The sequence below is a fragment of the Bradyrhizobium yuanmingense genome (assembly GCF_029167105.1).
GTDB lineage: Bacteria > Pseudomonadota > Alphaproteobacteria > Rhizobiales > Xanthobacteraceae > Bradyrhizobium > Bradyrhizobium yuanmingense_A.
In genome coordinates this window covers 181,093-195,414 of the sequence record NZ_JARFML010000008.1, presented here as the reverse complement: position 1 = coordinate 195,414, position 14,322 = coordinate 181,093, and the positions used below count along the sequence as shown (strand labels likewise).

Below are 14,322 nucleotides of genomic sequence, written 5' to 3'. Positions count from 1 at the left end.
TTTCGGAGTGCCCGCGATGGTTCCTTTTTTCGTTCAGATCAAGTGCAAGCTCGGCCAGTCCTATACGGTGGCCAATGCGCTTGCCGAAGCCGAGATCGCCTCCGAGATCTACTCCACGGCCGGCCAATACGACCTCCTGGTGAAGTTCTACGTCGACAAGGACACCGACATCGGCCACTTCGTGAATGAGAAGGTGCAGGTGCTGCCGGGCATTCAGGACACCCTCACCATCATCACCTTCAAGGCGTTCGGCACCGGCTAGATCACGCCGAAGCGCCGGCAGCGCTAGCCGCCCTCCTTGCGCTTGGGCGGTGTCGGTCCCTGCACCGGCGGCAGCGATTTCAGATAGGCGGCCATCGCGGCGCGGTCTTCCGCGGTCAGTTGCGCAAGGTTCTTGATCACCGGCCGCATCGCCCCCGAAGCGCTGTCGCCCTCGGGCATGTCGCCGGTCTCGAGAAAATCCGCGATATCCTTCTCGCTCCAGCTGCCGATGCCCTGCTGCGTGATGTTGGGCACCCAGCCCTCCCCTTCCGGATTGGGCCCGCCGGCAAAGCGCTGGCCGGCGATGATGCCGCCGAGCGCATTACGCGGGCTGTGGCATTCGGCGCAATGGCCGAAAGCGTTCACGAGATAGGCTCCGCGATTCCATTGCGGCGAGCGCGTAGCGTCCGCGACGAACGGCGCGGTGTCCATGAACAGCAATTTCCAGATGCCGACATTGCGGCGGATGTTGAACGGAAACGGCAGCGCGTGGTCGCCCACTGTGCCGGATACCGGCGGAAGCGTCTTCAGATAGGCAAAGAGATCGCGGACGTCGTCGACGCTTGCCAGACGATAGGACGTGTAGGGAAACGCAGGGAAATAGTGCGTGCCCGCGGGCGAGATGCCGCGCATCACGGCGTTGACGAAATCGGCCTCGCTCCAGCGGCCGATCCCGTCGGCGGGATCGGGGGAAATATTGGGGACGTAGAACGTCCCGAACGGCGAGCCCAGCGCCAGCCCGCCGCCGAGCCGCAGGCGATCGGGCTGATTGGGGGTGGCATGACAGGACGAGCAGCCGCCGGCGTTGAACAGCTCCTGCCCGTTGGCGAGATCGGGGTTGCGAGTCGGCGCCGGCAAGGCCAGCACGGCCGGGGCGGTCAACCACCAATAGAGGGCGAACGCCGCGGCGGCGGCGATCAGGGCGGCAAGAAGCGTTCGTCGCAACATTCGATCATTCCATCGTGAACGCGCGAACTTAAGGGTCATGCCGCGCCCGATCCAACCACGAATATTTTAGACGGCAGGGCTGTAATGCCGGAATAAACCGCATGACGCACTGTTTGAAGAGCCATCAGGCCTCAACAGGAGAAACCCATGACCAAAGCCGTTTTTGCCACACTGGTACTCGGAGCTGCCGTTGCGTTCGCCGCCCCGGCCAGCGCGGAGAAACTGAAGGCGACGCTGGACGGCAAATCCGAAGTCCCCGCCAACACCAGTAGCGCCACCGGAACGGCCGATCTGGACTACGACGCTGCCAGCAAGAAGCTGTCCTGGACCGTCACTTATTCCGGTCTGTCGGGCCCCGCCACCGCCGCGCATTTCCACGGGCCTGCCGAAGCCGGCAAGAACGCCGGCGTCGCCGTCCCGATCCCGAATGCAGCCTCGAGCCCGGTCAAGGGCGAAGCCACGCTCACCGACGCGCAGGCCGCCGATCTGCTCGGCGGCAAGTACTACATCAACATCCACACCGCAGCGAACCCGGGCGGCGAGATTCGCGGTCAGGTGACGAAGTAAAGCGAAAACGCGGACTTCGTCGCGGAAAGGCCGGACGCAAGGAGGGAGCGTCCGGCCTTTTCGATTCGGGGCGAGGACCTGCCTCGCTCAAGCCGCGTTCAGCGCCTGCGCGAGATCGGCGATCAGGTCCGACGGATTCTCGATGCCGATCGACAGCCGAATCGTGGAATCGAGCACGCCGATCTTTTGGCGGATGTCGGCGGGAACGCCGGAATGGGTCATCGTCGCCGGCAGGCTTGCGAGCGATTCCGTGCCGCCGAGGCTCACCGCCAGCTTGAGGATCTGCAGCGCGTTGAGGAATTTCACCGCTGCCTCCTTGCCGCCGACGATGTCGAACGAGAACGTCGAGCCCGCACCCAGGCATTGCCGCGCAAACACACGGCCGGACAGCGAGCCCTGCTCGTGATGACCGAGATAGTGCACCCTGGCGACCTTCGGGTGGTCGCGCAGGAAGTCTGCCACGAGCCGCGCATTCGCATCGGCTTTCTCCATCCGCAGGCTGAGCGTCTCGAGCGAGCGGTTGATCATCCAGCACGAATGCGGATCGAGCTGGGTGCCGATGGCGCCGCGCAGCGCCTTGATGCCTTTCATGATCGCCTTCGATCCGAGCGCGGCGCCCGCGATCAGGTCGGAATGGCCGCCGACATACTTTGTCAGCGAATACAGCGACAGGTCCGCGCCGTGCTCGATCGGCCGCTGAAACACCGGCCCGAGCAGCGTGTTGTCGCAGGCGATGACCGGCGTGTGTCCCTGGGCCTTGCCGATGGCCTCGGCGGTGCGGCGGATCATTGCGATGTCGACGAGGCCGTTGGTCGGATTGGCCGGCGTCTCGATCAGGATCATCGAAACGCGCCCCTTGCCCATGGCCTCCTCCGAGGCCTGCTTGACCGCCGTCTCGTCGATGCCGTCGGCAAAGCCGACGGCGCCGATCGACAGGCGCGCGAGCGTGTTCGTCAGCAGCGTCTCCGTCCCGCCATAGAGCGGCTGCGAATGCAGGATGACATCGCCGGGGCGAACGAAGGCCAGGATCGTGGTTGCGATCGCCGCCATGCCGGACGAGAACAGCGCGCAACTCTCCGTGCGCTCGTAGATCGCGAGCCGGTCCTCGACGATCTCGCTGTTGGGATGATTGAAGCGCGAATAGACCAGGCCCGCGCCCATGCCTTCCGGCGGCTCGCGCCGGCCGGCGACGTAGTCGAAGAAGTCCTGCCCGTCCTCGGCAGTCTTGAACACGAAGGTGGAGGTCAGGAACACCGGCGGCTTGATGGCGCCCTCCGACAATTGCGGATCATAGCCATAGGTCAGCATCAGGGTTTCCGGATGCAGCAGGTGATTGCCGATATGGGTCTTGGACGGGAACGGTTTTGCCATGGCCTGTCTCACTGTTGATTTGAGCTGCTCGCCGCGCATTGGAACTCCGACGTGGGGGTGCCGGGAGGAGGCTCGTCTGAGCGCACGGCCGTTGGCGGCAAGATAGCCGCTCTCGCGGCAATCCGTCAGGCCTTGCTGACGGAATTACCGCCTCGCTGCGGCGCGCGGCACGCAAAAAAAGGCGGCTGCCTTCGCAACCGCCCCTTCACTACTTCTTCGTCGCCCCGCTATTTCAACTTCACGCGATAGGTTTCGTGACAATCATTGCAGCGGTCGTTGATCGTCGTGTAAGCCGCCTTCAGACCCGCGACATCGGTGATCTTGCCTTTGACGTCGGTGATCGCCTTCTGCACCGGCGGGATCTTGGCATCGAAATCGGCCTTGTTCTGCCAGACCTTCGGCGAGGAGCCATACGTCGCATTGACGACATCCTGCTTGGGATTGATCTCGAAGGTCTTGGCGATCTTGGCCACATCGGCCTCGATGGCGGCGATGGCCTGATCGACCGCTTTCTTGTCGAAGGGAATATCGCCCTTGCTCATCTTCTGAAGGACGCCGTACTGGTTCTTGGCGATCGATTTCATCAGATTGTCCTGCTGGACGGCAATCTCCTGTTGCGCCATGACGGCGCCCGCGCCCAGCACGAGGACGCCCGCGACAATCATCGTCCGTTTCATTGGTTGGTTTCTCCGGCTCTCGAGACGTTCAGGGAATGAGACGCCACCGGCTTCGCGCGAAGCCGGGACCCATCATGGGTAGAACCCCGCGCGGCGGGTTTATTCCCGTGCGCGCGGGAAGCGCGGCTTCACAAGCTGTGACGGCGGTGATGCTCGCTGATCGCAACCCACACCCGCTCGGGCGTTGCCGGCATGTCGATGTGGTCGATCTTGTATTCGCGCCAGAGCGCATCGACGATGGCGTTGACGACGGCCGGACAGGAGCCAATCGCGCCGGCCTCGCCGGCCCCCTTCACGCCCATCGGATTGGTCTTGCAGGGGACGTTGTGGGTCTCGAACACGAAGGCCGGCCCGTCCGCCGCGCGCGGCAGCGCATAGTCCATGAAGGTCGCGGTGATGAGCTGGCCGTCGCTCGGTCCATATACCACCTGTTCCATCAAGGCCTGGCCGATGCCCTGCATGGCGCCGCCATGCACCTGGCCCGCCAAAAGCAGCGGATTGAGCGTCTTGCCGAAATCGTCGACGATCACGTAATTGACGATCTTGATGATGCCGGTCGCCGGATCGATCTCGACCTCCGCAACATGGGTGCCGTTGGGATAGGTGCCGTCGGCGCTGGCAAAGGTCGCGCTGCCGTTGAGCTTCGACGGATCGGCCCCGGGCCGCTTGGCCAGATCGGCGAACGAGATCGAACGGTCGGTGCCGGCGATCCGCACCACGCCTTCCGAAATCTCGAGGTCGCCGGCGCTGGCTTCCAGCGCCTGCGCCGCGATCTCCTTCAGCTTCTGGCCGAGCTCGCGCGTGGCGCGCTCGACGCTGACGCCGCCCGAGGGGATCGAGGCCGAGCCGCCGGTGCCGAGGCCGGTCGCGATCTCGTCGGTGTCGCCCTGGCGGACATGCACGCGCTCGGGCGCGACGCCGAACTGCTCGGCGACGATCTGCGCATAGGCGGTCTGATGGCCCTGCCCGCTCGATTGCGTGCCGATCAGCACGGTGACATCGCCATTGGCATCGAGGCGAACGTTGGCCGTCTCCTCACCCATCACGCCGCAAATCTCGACATAGCTCGCAAGCCCGATGCCGCGGATCAGGCCGCCCTTCTTGGCCGCCTTGGCGCGCTTGGGAAATTCCTTCCATTCCGCGATCTCCATCGCGCGCTTCAGGTGAGCGGCGAAGTCGCCGGAATCGTAGACCTTGCCGGTCGCGGTCTTGTAGGGCAGCGCCTTCGGCGGGATGAAATTCTTGCGGCGGATGGCGTCCGGCGTCATGTCGAGCTTTCGCGCGCAGGCATCGACGAGGCGCTCGATGACATAGGCCGCTTCGGGCCGGCCCGCGCCGCGATAGGCGTCGACCGGCACGCTGTGGGTGAAGATCGTGCGGACCCGGCAATGGAAGGCCTGGATGTCGTAGAGGCCGGGCAGCATGCCCGCGCCGCCATGCGGGATGTAGGGCCCGAAGGTCGACAGATACGCGCCCATGTCGCCCATGAGGTCGCAATCCATCGCGAGGAACTTGCCGTCTTCAGCCAGCGCCATCTTGGCGGTGGTGACGTTGTCGCGGCCCTGCGCATCGCCCATGAAATGCTCGGAGCGGTCGGCCGCCCACTTCACCGCCTTCTTCAGTTTGCGCGCAGCGACCGCCATCAGGGCATATTCCCGATACGGAAACAGCTTCGTGCCGAACCCGCCGCCGACGTCGGGGCAGATCACCCGCATCTTGTCGGTGGGAATGTTGAGCACGTTCTGACAGAGGATGTCGCGCAGGCGATGGCTGCCCTGGCTGCCGACCGTCAGCGTCAGGTGGTCGCGCTTGGAATCGTATTCGCAGACCGCCGCGCGGGTCTCCAGGAAGCTTGCAACAACGCGCGGATTGACGATGGAGATCTCGGCGACCGCATGCGCTTTCGCGAAGGCGGCTTCCGTCGCCGCTTTGTCGCCGATCGAGACGTCGAACAGCACGTTGCCCGGCTTGTCCGGCCAGACCTGCGGTGCGCCTTTCTTCACGGCGTTGACAACGCCGGTCACCGCGGGCAGCGGCGACCATTTGACCTCGATCGCCTCGATCGCGTCGCGAGCCTGGTCGATGGTCTCGGCAACCACGAAGGCGACGGCATCGCCGACGTGGCGCACCTCGTCCTTGGCCAGGATCGGGTAAGGCGGGCCGGTGAACGGATCGGTCTCGAGGTTGAACAGGCAGGGCAGATTGCCGAGATCCCCAACGTCGTCCGCCGTCAGGATCAGAGCGACGCCCGGCAGGCCGCGCGCGCGGCTCGCATCGATGGTGTATTTGGCGTGCGCATGCGGCGAGCGCAGCACCAGGCAGCGGAGCGCGGCCTGCGGCGCGTAATCGTCGGTATAGCGGCCCTTGCCGCGGATGAGCGCGTCATCCTCCTTGCGCAGCACGCTTTGGCCAACGCCGAACTTGATGGGAGCCGCCATTTTATCTTCCCGTTCTCATGGTTGTTTTGTGGGCATATTGCCGTGGAAAAACTGGCAAGGCAAACGGGTTTAGGCGGGCGCAGGGGTCGCAGGTTCAAAAGCGCCACGCGTGCGTCACTGGAATGCTCGGCAGGTCCCAGCGTGATCGTGTGACGTTGACGGCGAGAGCCAAGCGCTCACACTTAGCTGTTCTCGTGCTCACCCCGAGCTTCAGATAGCTGATGAGCATCGGAGGCCGTGAGCGTCAGCCCGTACAAATCTTTCAGCGTCGAAATGCGTTGCAACGTCGCAGGCTCGAACGGAGTCTTGCCTTCGAACGAATGCAGCAGAACGCCCTCCAGCAAATCACCGAGGCTCATATCCAGGTATTCGGCGAGGCCCTTCGCGACCTTGAGAATGCGCTTCTCGATCCGAACTCCCGTCTGTACGCGTTGGACTGAATGCTTGTGGGTTTCTGAATTCATAATGTGTGACCTCGATCGGAAGGCGAACTGAGCGGGGGTTTGATCGCATCTTGCCATTGCCGGGCTTGCTCGGCATCGGTCTCCGACCTGCAACTCACCTCCCTCCGAGATCAGGTGAAGCTTGCATTCGCCGTTCCCCTGCGGGGCTCGATGGTGCGTCATCGCTCTGAAGGATTGCGGTCACACCGACAAAGCCTGGGCTGGCCGATTTGGATCGATTCCCGAGTTGCATTTCTTATCCTAGAATGTTACCTTGGTACCAAGATAACATAGGAACTAGTCATGGGCAACAGACATAGCTGCACGGATGCTGCAGAAGTCGCCGAACTGGGCGAGGGCTTCCTCGCGCGTACACTTCCGGGGGCACGTTTCAGCCATCGTGAGCATCTGATCGTGGCAAGCTATTTGCTCGCCAGTGATCCGGCACGGGACTGGCGGGTCGAACTCCCCGAGATGATCCGCGCCTACAATGTTGCCGCTGGCGGCGTGAACGACGATGTGCGTGGCTACCACCACACGATTACGAAGGCCTTCTTGATGATCATCGAAGGAATTCTTGCGGAGGTCGGCCGCCACGACATTGTCGCCGCCTGCAACGCGGTGCTTGCGTCCCCGGCAACCGAAAAGGACGCACTCTTGCGTTTCTGGAGCCGCGAAGCGCTGTTCTCGCGGGAGGCCCGGCACGGCTGGATTGAGCCAGACCTTGCCGAGTTGAAGCTCGAACCCGAGAAAGCCGCGCCCCTCCCAGATAGCATCGGCAGGGATTGTCGATCACTCACATCCCGCCGCGGCTCAACAGATAGCTCGTACGATCTCTGAGCGTATCGATCGCCCGCCCAGGCGCGAGACGGTCGATCTCGGCGCGCGTCAGGCCGATGTCTATCAGCGCCCTGTCACTCAGGTCCAGCAAGCTGACCCGCGGGTGCAGAAGCCACTCCCGAAACGCACGCCAATATCGCTCGGGACTTTGCGCTGGCGCGGCTGCGGCAACTTCCCTCCCGGAGGCATGGCCCGGTGTTGCAATCGACACATTGAGGCGAGCCGCTGCCGCCAGGACCTCGTCCATGGCCTGCTTCGCCAGCGCAATGGATCGATCGAGGCGAAGCACCGCGGCATCGTGCTCGGCCTCGGATGAAATGTTCGTCAGTTGTGGTGGCATCGGACGCTCCTGCTGTTGAGCCGGCAGGGAGCGTGGCCAAAAGAAAAGGCCCCGTCCGATGCCGGCGGGGCCTGGTGGAAAAGTTGTCGTCGAAATCCTAGCGCACGACTCCTCCCACCGCCCAGCCGAAGCGGGTGATGTGGTTGCGGGAGACTTTGCGCGAGCACTTGATCATGAGCGACTCCTACCACCGCAATCGCGCAAAATCAAGAGATGTACCGATGTTGGCTGCAGCTTGGAGGCGAATGACGTGCTCTCTAGCCACGCACCAGCGAGACCAGCCACTTGCGTCCGAACAGCACGAGGATCGCGAGCGCGTAGACGATCGTGCCGCTGACGGCGAGCAGGACCAGCGTCAATTCATCCCGGAAGGGTATCGCGCCCAGCCAGGAGCCGCTGAAGCGCGCGATCAGCCAGAAAGCGGCGGCGAGGATGAGGCCGGTCAGCAAGAACTTGGCGAGCGACAGCAGCCAGGCGCGGTCGAGCACGAGAAAGCCGCGCCGCACGGCGAAGAACAGCACCAGCAAGAGATTGGTCCAGACGCCGACGGCGGTTGCCAGCGCGAGGCCGATCTGGGCGAGCGATCCCATCAACGCAACCTTCAGCGCGACGTTGACGGCGATGCCGGTCAGCGACGCGCGGACCGGCGTTGCCGTGTCCTTGCGCGCATAAAAAGTCGCGACCGCACTGCGGATCAGCACGAACGGGATGAGGCCGATGGCATAGGCCGCGAGCGTCGCACCGGCGGCGGCGGCATCGGCCTTGGAGAACGCACCGCGGGCGAACAGCGCGCGCATGATCGCATCGGGCACGGTGATGAAGGCGGCCACGAACGGCACCGAGAACAGCAGCGTGAAGTCGAAGGCGCGGCGCTGCGCTCGCATCGCGCCGTCTTGGTCGTTGGCGGTAATGCGCCGCGACATCTCCGGCAGCAGCACCGTGCCGATGGCGATCCCGATCACGCCGATCGGGAGTTGGTTGAGCCGGTCGGCGTAATAGAGCGCCGACAGCGCACCGGCGGGCAGGAACGTCGCAATGATGGTGTCGGCGAACAGCGCGAGCTGCGTGCCCATCGAGCCCAGCGTCGCAGGCCCCAGCGCCTTGAAGAAACCACGGACGTCCTCATCAAGCTTCAATGGCGCAAAGCGCGGCAGGCCGCCATGGCGGGCGAGATCGCCGGCGAGCAGGAAATATTGCAGGAAGCCGGAGATCAGCACGCCCCAGGCCGCGGCATGGCCCGCGGTCGGAAACCACACGGCAACCGCCAGCGTCATCATCATGGCGACGTTGAGGAAGATCGAGGCGGCCGCGGCGCTGGCAAAGCGCTGCATCACGTTGAGCATGCCGCCATAGAGCGTCACTAGCGTGATCAAGAGCAGATAGGGAAAGGTGATGCGGGTCAGCTCGATTGCGAGCTTGCGCTGCTCGGCGTCGTCACTGAAGCCCGGCGCCAAAATGCTCATGGCCTGCGGCATGAACAGCCAGGCGGCGATCAGCAGCACAACCTGCGAGGCCAGGAGCAGCGTGAAGATGCGATCGGCGAATAGCTTTGCCGCCGCCTCGCCCTTCTCGCCATGGACATGGGCATAGGCCGGCACCCAGGCGGCATTGAAGGCGCCCTCGGCGAAGATCGCGCGGAAATGGTTGGGCAGGCGCAGCGCCACGAAAAAGGCGTCGGCCACAGGGCCCGCGCCGAGGATCGCCGCGAGCATGATGTCGCGGGCAAACCCCGTCAGCCGCGAGAGCAGCGTGTAACCACCGACCGTGAAGATGCGTCCGAGCATGCGTCCTTTGTAGAGCGTTATCGAGCGAGCGATAAGCCTTGCAGTTCCGATGAGGCGGAAAATCGGCCGTTCGGCTGTCGCCTCCTCGAAGCGGCCCCGATGATGGATCAGGTTCGGCTGAAGGGATCGAGGACCGTCACGCCGGCAGGCCTGAAGTCGGAGACGTTTCGGGTGACCACCGTAAAGCCATTTTCCAGCGCAGTGGCCGCGATCATGAGATCGGCGCTGTCGTTGCCAAGAGCAGCGCTGAGTGCTCCCCAACGACGTGCTGCGCGCAGGTCGAATGGTACAATCCGCTCGCCATAGAGGTTCACCACCTGATCCAGCCAGGCAGCAAGCGCCGTCGCAAAGCCCGGATCAGCCGCGCGTTGTCGGGCGATGCCGCGCTCGATCTCGCCAACGCTGACGATGCTCAGGTAAAGATCGGCGGTCCGTTGGCGCTCGAACCACCTGACGACCCCCGGATCACGTTCGCGTCTGCGCAACTCGGACAAGATGACCGTGTCGATCAGAAACATCAGATTCCGGGCTCGCGCATCCGGACTTTCGCCCGCGGAAATTCGCGGTCATCCTGAGGGATCGCGAGGAGCAGGTCCGCAAAGGAGGGAGCCTGCGCGCGCTCGAGGCGCCGCAAGCGTTCATACTCGTTGACGTCGACCACCATGACCGCGGGCGTGCCATGCTTGGTGATCATCTGCGGCGCGCGCCGCGCCGCCTCGACGACCTCGCTGAACCTATTTTTGGCGTCCTGTATGGACCACTGGCGCCGCGACATGGCCAAACCATTCTAGCTAGAAATTCTAGCTAGAATATAGAATCCCCCGGGTCGCCGTCAACGCGTGAAATCCGGCCTGCAAGTCACCCCGCCAGCGCGCCGCGGACGGCGGCGATGATTCGCTCCTGGTCGGCCTCGGTCAAATAAGCATGCATCGGCAGGCTGATGACGTCCTGCGACAGGCTCTCGCAACCCGGCAATCCGCCCTCGGCAACCGGATACTGCTTGTAGGCGGTCTGCTGGTGCATCGACTTGCCGTAATAGATCGCAGTCGGCACGCCCTGGGCCTTCAGCGCGGCGGCAAAGCCGTCGCGGTCGGTGCCTTTGGGCAGGCGAATGGTGTACTGCGCCCAGACCGAGGTGTTGCCGGGCGCAAGGCGCGGCACGGTGACGACATTGGACAGGCCGCGCGCATAGCGCTCCGCGACCCTGTTGCGGGCGGCGATCTCGTCATCGAAGATCTTCAGCTTCTCGATCAGGACCGCGGCCTGCATGGTGTCGAGCCGGCCGGTGAGGCCGAGGCGGACGTTGTCGTATTTGTCGACGCCCTGCCCGTGCACACGGATGCTGCGCAAGGTGGCGGCGAGCTCGTCGTCATCGGTGAAGATCGCGCCGCCGTCGCCGAAGCAGCCGAGCGGCTTTGCCGGGAAGAAGCTGGTCGCAGTGGCGTGCCCGAGCGTACCGAGCTTGCGGCCCTTGTAGCTCGCGCCAAAGCCTTGCGCGGCGTCGTCGAGCACGAACAGGCCTTCGGCCCTGGCGATCTCGGCGATGGCATCGTGATCGGCGGGCTGGCCGAACAAATCGACCGGAATCACCGCGACCGGCTTGAGGCCGGCCTTGCGGGCGGAGGCGATGCCGCGCTTGAGCGATTCCGGGCTCATGTTGAAGGTGGTCTCGTCGACGTCGACATAGACAGGCGTCGCGCCGGTCCGCGCCACCGGCGAGGCCGTGGCGATGAAGGTAAAGGACGGACACAGCACGGCATCGCCGGGCCCGACATTCCTGGCCATCATCACCATCAGGATGGCGTCGGTGCCGCTGGCGCAGCCGATCACGTGCCTGGCGCCTGAGTAGGCCGCGAGCTGCTTCTCGAGCTCGAAGACTTCCGGCCCGTTGACGAACTGGCAATGGTCCATCACGCGCTTGACGGCCGCATCGAGCGAGGCGCCGAGCCGGCGGCGCTGCGAGGCGACGTCGATGAAGGGAATGGGTTCGGAACGTAAGTGCTGGTTCATGACGCCTTGTGACGTTTGAGCGGTCGACATGGAAGGGATCAGCCGGCGACGCGGCGCGGCCCCTTGCGCGCGGGTGACGTCGCCGCAGGACGCGAGGGCGTCTCCAGGCATTGCGTGGCGATCTCGAGGCTGGCGACGCCCTCGTCGCCCGTCACCGCCGGCGTCTCGCCGTTGCGCACCGCCTTGAGGAATGCGATCAGCTCGGCGCGGAGGGGCTCGTCATGGCCGACCGGCAGATGCCGCATCGAGTAGCTGCCGTCCGGCTTGAAGCCGAAGCATTCGGTGACCTGGCGCGTCAAGAGATCGCCCATCACGTATTTGCCACGCGTTGCGACCGTGACGCTGCGCGCCTTGAACGGCGTCAGCCAGTTAGTGTTGATATGGGCGAGCACGCCGTTCTCAGTGCGGAACTGCAATAGCGCGATGTCCTCGCGCTCGGCGACCGCGCTCGACAATTGCGGCTGCACCTCGACGATGTCGGATTCGGTGAACCAGCGGATCAAATCGATGTCGTGCACGGCAAGGTCGATGACGACGCCGACATTGGACATGCGCGGCGGGAACGGGCCGACGCGGGTGATCGCGATGGAGAGAATGTCCTCGCCCGCGATCGCCTGCTTGACCGCGGCGACCGCCGGATTGAAGCGCTCGACATGGCCGATCATCAGCGTGACGCCGGCCTTATGCGCGGCGGCGACGATCTCGCGGCCCTCTTCCACCGTGGATGCGATCGGCTTCTCGACCAGCACATGGATTTTCTTGGCGATGCAGGCGAGCGCGACCTCGTGATGCAGATGGGTCGGTGCCGCGATGGTGACGGCATCGACGCCTTCGGCGAACAGCTGGTCGAGCGTCTCGAAGCTTTCGCAATTGGCGAGTTCCGTGGCCCGCGCACGATGTGCCGGCGAGGGATCGACGACGCCGACGAGGCTGACGCCGGGCAGGCCGCTGAGCACGCGCGCATGGTTGCTGCCCATCACGCCGGCGCCAATGACACCGACGCGCAAGCCGGCCTTTGCCGGTGCAGATCCCCTGGAACTCATCTGAGCAAACCCCGATTCAACGCAAATCCCCGGGCCGCTTCTAGCACGGACGCCACATTTGTGGCGAATGCCGCCCTTGCGGGCCGGACACGATTTGATTCAAAAAGTTACACGTTCCCCGGGCCTTAGGCCGAAAAAGATACCGCTTCTCGGCCCGGGTCGCGTGATTCGGAGCTTGCTGGTTACGACCTTTGATAGTCGTCTTCAATCCGGATGATGTCGTCTTCCCCGAGATAGGAGCCGGTCTGGACCTCGATCAGCTCCAGCTGGATCTTGCCGGGATTCTCCATCCGGTGGACGGCGCCCATCGGGATGTAGATCGACTCGTTCTCGTGCACCGTCTTCACGGTCTCGTTGACGGTGACCTGCGCCGTGCCGCGGACCACGATCCAGTGCTCGGCACGATGATGGTGCTTCTGCAGCGACAGCCGCCCGCCCGGCTTCACCACGATGCGCTTGACCTGGTGGCGCTCGCCATTGTCGACGGATTGATAGCTGCCCCAGGGCCGGTGCACCTTGAGATGCTCCTCGGTGACCTTCGGCGCGACCGATTTTAGTTTCGTCACCAGCCGCTTCAGCCCGTTGGCATCCTTCTGCCGCGAGACCAGCACCGCGTCCGCGGTCGCGACCACGACGAGATCGTCGACGCCTTCGAGCGCGACCAGCGCGGAATCCGTGGTGACGTTGCAGTTGCGGGAATCCTCGAACACGGCGGTGCCGTGCGCGGCATTGCCCTGCGCGTCCTTCTCCGACAGCTCCCACACCGCATGCCAGGAGCCGACGTCGGACCAGCCGCACGACACCGGCACGACGGCGGCGCGCGCGGTCTTCTCCATCACCGCATAGTCGATCGAGATCGCCTTGGCCGCGCCGAACGCCTCGGGCTCCAGCGTGACGAAGCCGAGATCGCGGCCGGCATTGTTGACCGCATTGGTGACGGCCTCGACGCTTGCCGCATCGACCCTGCGATATTCGTCGAGCAGCACGCTCGCCGGGAACATGAAGTTGCCGCTGTTCCAGAGATAGCCCGAATTGACGTAGTCTGAGGCCTTCACGGCGTCCGGCTTCTCGACGAAACGCGCCACCGCTTGCACCTCGCCCGCGATCACGTCGCCCGGATTGATGTAGCCGTATTCGGTGGCCGGCCGTTCCGGCTTGACGCCGAAGGTGACGATGCGCCCGGCATTCGCGGCGGTGAGGCCCTCGCGACAGGCGGCGACGAAGGCGGCATTATTCTGCACGACGTGATCGGCGGCGAGCGCGAGAACGATCGCCTCGCTGGCGCGGTTCTGCGCGAACACCGCCCCGGCCGCGATGGCAGGGCCGGAATCGCGCCGCATCGGCTCGAGGATCACGTCGGCCTCGATGCCGATCTCGGCGAGCTGCTCCAGCACCATGAAGCGATAGGAGGCGTTGGTGATGACGATCGGCCGGTCGAACAGGGAGGGATCGGACACGCGCAGCAGCGTGTCCTGGAACGTCGAGCGCGTGCCGAACAGCGGCAGGAACTGCTTGGGCCGAACCTCGCGCGAAGCGGGCCACAGCCGCGTGCCGGCACCGCCGCACATGATCAGGGGGATTATGCGTTTGTCCATCGTGA

The 14,322-nt window shown here is 64.4% G+C and carries 15 protein-coding genes; 3 read left to right on the top strand and 12 right to left on the bottom strand.

The genetic code is table 11. The features are described 5' to 3' along the window. Positions 1–16 precede the first annotated feature (16 nt). Complete coding sequence (locus tag P0R31_RS13130) at positions 17–262, top strand: Lrp/AsnC ligand binding domain-containing protein (protein WP_018642903.1); 246 nt, start codon at positions 17–19, stop codon at positions 260–262. Positions 263–285: 23 nt separating this feature from the next. On the opposite strand, the gene P0R31_RS13125 is transcribed toward P0R31_RS13130, so the two are convergent. Beyond that, positions 286–1,209, bottom strand: a complete 924-nt coding sequence (locus P0R31_RS13125) for a c-type cytochrome (protein WP_275514435.1) — start codon at positions 1,207–1,209, stop codon at positions 286–288. 147 nt (positions 1,210–1,356) lie between these two features. Here P0R31_RS13125 and P0R31_RS13120 point away from each other — a divergent pair, with 147 nt between their 5' ends. Further along, a complete protein-coding gene (locus P0R31_RS13120; protein ID WP_275514434.1) occupies positions 1,357–1,776 on the top strand; it encodes a CHRD domain-containing protein in 420 nt (139 codons plus the stop codon). 87 nt (positions 1,777–1,863) lie between these two features. On the opposite strand, the gene P0R31_RS13115 is transcribed toward P0R31_RS13120, so the two are convergent. From P0R31_RS13115 to P0R31_RS13100, 4 genes are all read right to left on the bottom strand, one after another. Next, a complete protein-coding gene (locus P0R31_RS13115; RefSeq protein ID WP_275514433.1) occupies positions 1,864–3,147 on the bottom strand; it encodes a cystathionine gamma-synthase family protein in 1,284 nt (427 codons plus the stop codon). A gap of 227 nt (positions 3,148–3,374) precedes the next feature. After that, positions 3,375–3,824, bottom strand: a complete 450-nt coding sequence (locus tag P0R31_RS13110; protein ID WP_275514432.1) for a c-type cytochrome — start codon at positions 3,822–3,824, stop codon at positions 3,375–3,377. 128 nt (positions 3,825–3,952) lie between these two features. After that, positions 3,953–6,262 (bottom strand): xanthine dehydrogenase family protein molybdopterin-binding subunit, encoded by a 2,310-nt coding sequence (locus P0R31_RS13105; protein ID WP_275514431.1) that lies wholly within the window; start codon positions 6,260–6,262, stop codon positions 3,953–3,955. A 182-nt stretch (positions 6,263–6,444) separates the two neighbouring features. Then, positions 6,445–6,726 carry a hypothetical protein gene (locus P0R31_RS13100; RefSeq protein WP_275514430.1) on the bottom strand — a complete coding sequence of 94 codons (282 nt, stop codon included), beginning with the start codon at positions 6,724–6,726 and terminating at the stop codon, positions 6,445–6,447. 282 nt (positions 6,727–7,008) lie between these two features. Here P0R31_RS13100 and P0R31_RS13095 point away from each other — a divergent pair, with 282 nt between their 5' ends. Further along, on the top strand, positions 7,009–7,545 hold the full coding sequence (locus P0R31_RS13095) for a hypothetical protein (protein WP_275514429.1): 537 nt from the start codon (positions 7,009–7,011) through the stop codon (positions 7,543–7,545). On the opposite strand, the gene P0R31_RS13090 is transcribed toward P0R31_RS13095, so the two are convergent. The 7 genes from P0R31_RS13090 to P0R31_RS13060 form a co-directional block, all read right to left on the bottom strand. Continuing rightward, positions 7,502–7,885 carry a hypothetical protein gene (locus P0R31_RS13090; protein WP_275514428.1) on the bottom strand — a complete coding sequence of 128 codons (384 nt, stop codon included), beginning with the start codon at positions 7,883–7,885 and terminating at the stop codon, positions 7,502–7,504. The genes P0R31_RS13095 and P0R31_RS13090 overlap by 44 nt on opposite strands. A gap of 257 nt (positions 7,886–8,142) precedes the next feature. Continuing rightward, the gene (murJ, locus tag P0R31_RS13085) at positions 8,143–9,669 is read right to left on the bottom strand and encodes a murein biosynthesis integral membrane protein MurJ (protein ID WP_275514427.1); all 1,527 of its coding nucleotides are present in this window, start codon (positions 9,667–9,669) and stop codon (positions 8,143–8,145) included. A gap of 107 nt (positions 9,670–9,776) precedes the next feature. Continuing rightward, positions 9,777–10,187: a type II toxin-antitoxin system VapC family toxin gene (locus P0R31_RS13080; protein WP_275514426.1), complete on the bottom strand. Its 411-nt coding sequence runs from the start codon at positions 10,185–10,187 to the stop codon at positions 9,777–9,779. Next, positions 10,187–10,444, bottom strand: a complete 258-nt coding sequence (locus P0R31_RS13075; RefSeq protein WP_275514425.1) for a type II toxin-antitoxin system Phd/YefM family antitoxin — start codon at positions 10,442–10,444, stop codon at positions 10,187–10,189. The genes P0R31_RS13080 and P0R31_RS13075 overlap by 1 nt, the downstream gene beginning before the upstream one ends. Positions 10,445–10,527: 83 nt before the next feature. Continuing rightward, positions 10,528–11,679, bottom strand: coding sequence for a DegT/DnrJ/EryC1/StrS family aminotransferase (locus P0R31_RS13070; protein ID WP_275514479.1), 1,152 nt, complete (start codon positions 11,677–11,679; stop codon positions 10,528–10,530). A gap of 38 nt (positions 11,680–11,717) precedes the next feature. Next, entirely contained in the window at positions 11,718–12,722 is a 1,005-nt protein-coding gene (locus P0R31_RS13065; protein WP_275514424.1) for a Gfo/Idh/MocA family protein, read from the bottom strand. A gap of 182 nt (positions 12,723–12,904) precedes the next feature. After that, positions 12,905–14,317 (bottom strand): mannose-1-phosphate guanylyltransferase/mannose-6-phosphate isomerase, encoded by a 1,413-nt coding sequence (locus P0R31_RS13060; protein ID WP_275514423.1) that lies wholly within the window; start codon positions 14,315–14,317, stop codon positions 12,905–12,907. Positions 14,318–14,322 lie beyond the last annotated feature (5 nt).

Coding starts and splice junctions, on each gene's coding strand:
- P0R31_RS13130 (WP_018642903.1), top strand. CDS start 17: ATGGTTCCTTTTTTCGTTCAGATCAAGTGCAAGCTCGGCCAGTCCTAT.
- P0R31_RS13125 (WP_275514435.1), bottom strand. CDS start 1,209: ATGTTGCGACGAACGCTTCTTGCCGCCCTGATCGCCGCCGCCGCGGCG.
- P0R31_RS13065 (WP_275514424.1), bottom strand. CDS start 12,722: ATGAGTTCCAGGGGATCTGCACCGGCAAAGGCCGGCTTGCGCGTCGGT.
- P0R31_RS13120 (WP_275514434.1), top strand. CDS start 1,357: ATGACCAAAGCCGTTTTTGCCACACTGGTACTCGGAGCTGCCGTTGCG.
- P0R31_RS13110 (WP_275514432.1), bottom strand. CDS start 3,824: ATGAAACGGACGATGATTGTCGCGGGCGTCCTCGTGCTGGGCGCGGGC.
- murJ (WP_275514427.1), bottom strand. CDS start 9,669: ATGCTCGGACGCATCTTCACGGTCGGTGGTTACACGCTGCTCTCGCGG.
- P0R31_RS13105 (WP_275514431.1), bottom strand. CDS start 6,262: ATGGCGGCTCCCATCAAGTTCGGCGTTGGCCAAAGCGTGCTGCGCAAG.
- P0R31_RS13100 (WP_275514430.1), bottom strand. CDS start 6,726: ATGAATTCAGAAACCCACAAGCATTCAGTCCAACGCGTACAGACGGGA.
- P0R31_RS13070 (WP_275514479.1), bottom strand. CDS start 11,679: ATGAACCAGCACTTACGTTCCGAACCCATTCCCTTCATCGACGTCGCC.
- P0R31_RS13115 (WP_275514433.1), bottom strand. CDS start 3,147: ATGGCAAAACCGTTCCCGTCCAAGACCCATATCGGCAATCACCTGCTG.
- P0R31_RS13075 (WP_275514425.1), bottom strand. CDS start 10,444: ATGTCGCGGCGCCAGTGGTCCATACAGGACGCCAAAAATAGGTTCAGC.
- P0R31_RS13095 (WP_275514429.1), top strand. CDS start 7,009: ATGGGCAACAGACATAGCTGCACGGATGCTGCAGAAGTCGCCGAACTG.
- P0R31_RS13060 (WP_275514423.1), bottom strand. CDS start 14,317: ATGGACAAACGCATAATCCCCCTGATCATGTGCGGCGGTGCCGGCACG.
- P0R31_RS13080 (WP_275514426.1), bottom strand. CDS start 10,187: ATGTTTCTGATCGACACGGTCATCTTGTCCGAGTTGCGCAGACGCGAA.
- P0R31_RS13090 (WP_275514428.1), bottom strand. CDS start 7,885: ATGCCACCACAACTGACGAACATTTCATCCGAGGCCGAGCACGATGCC.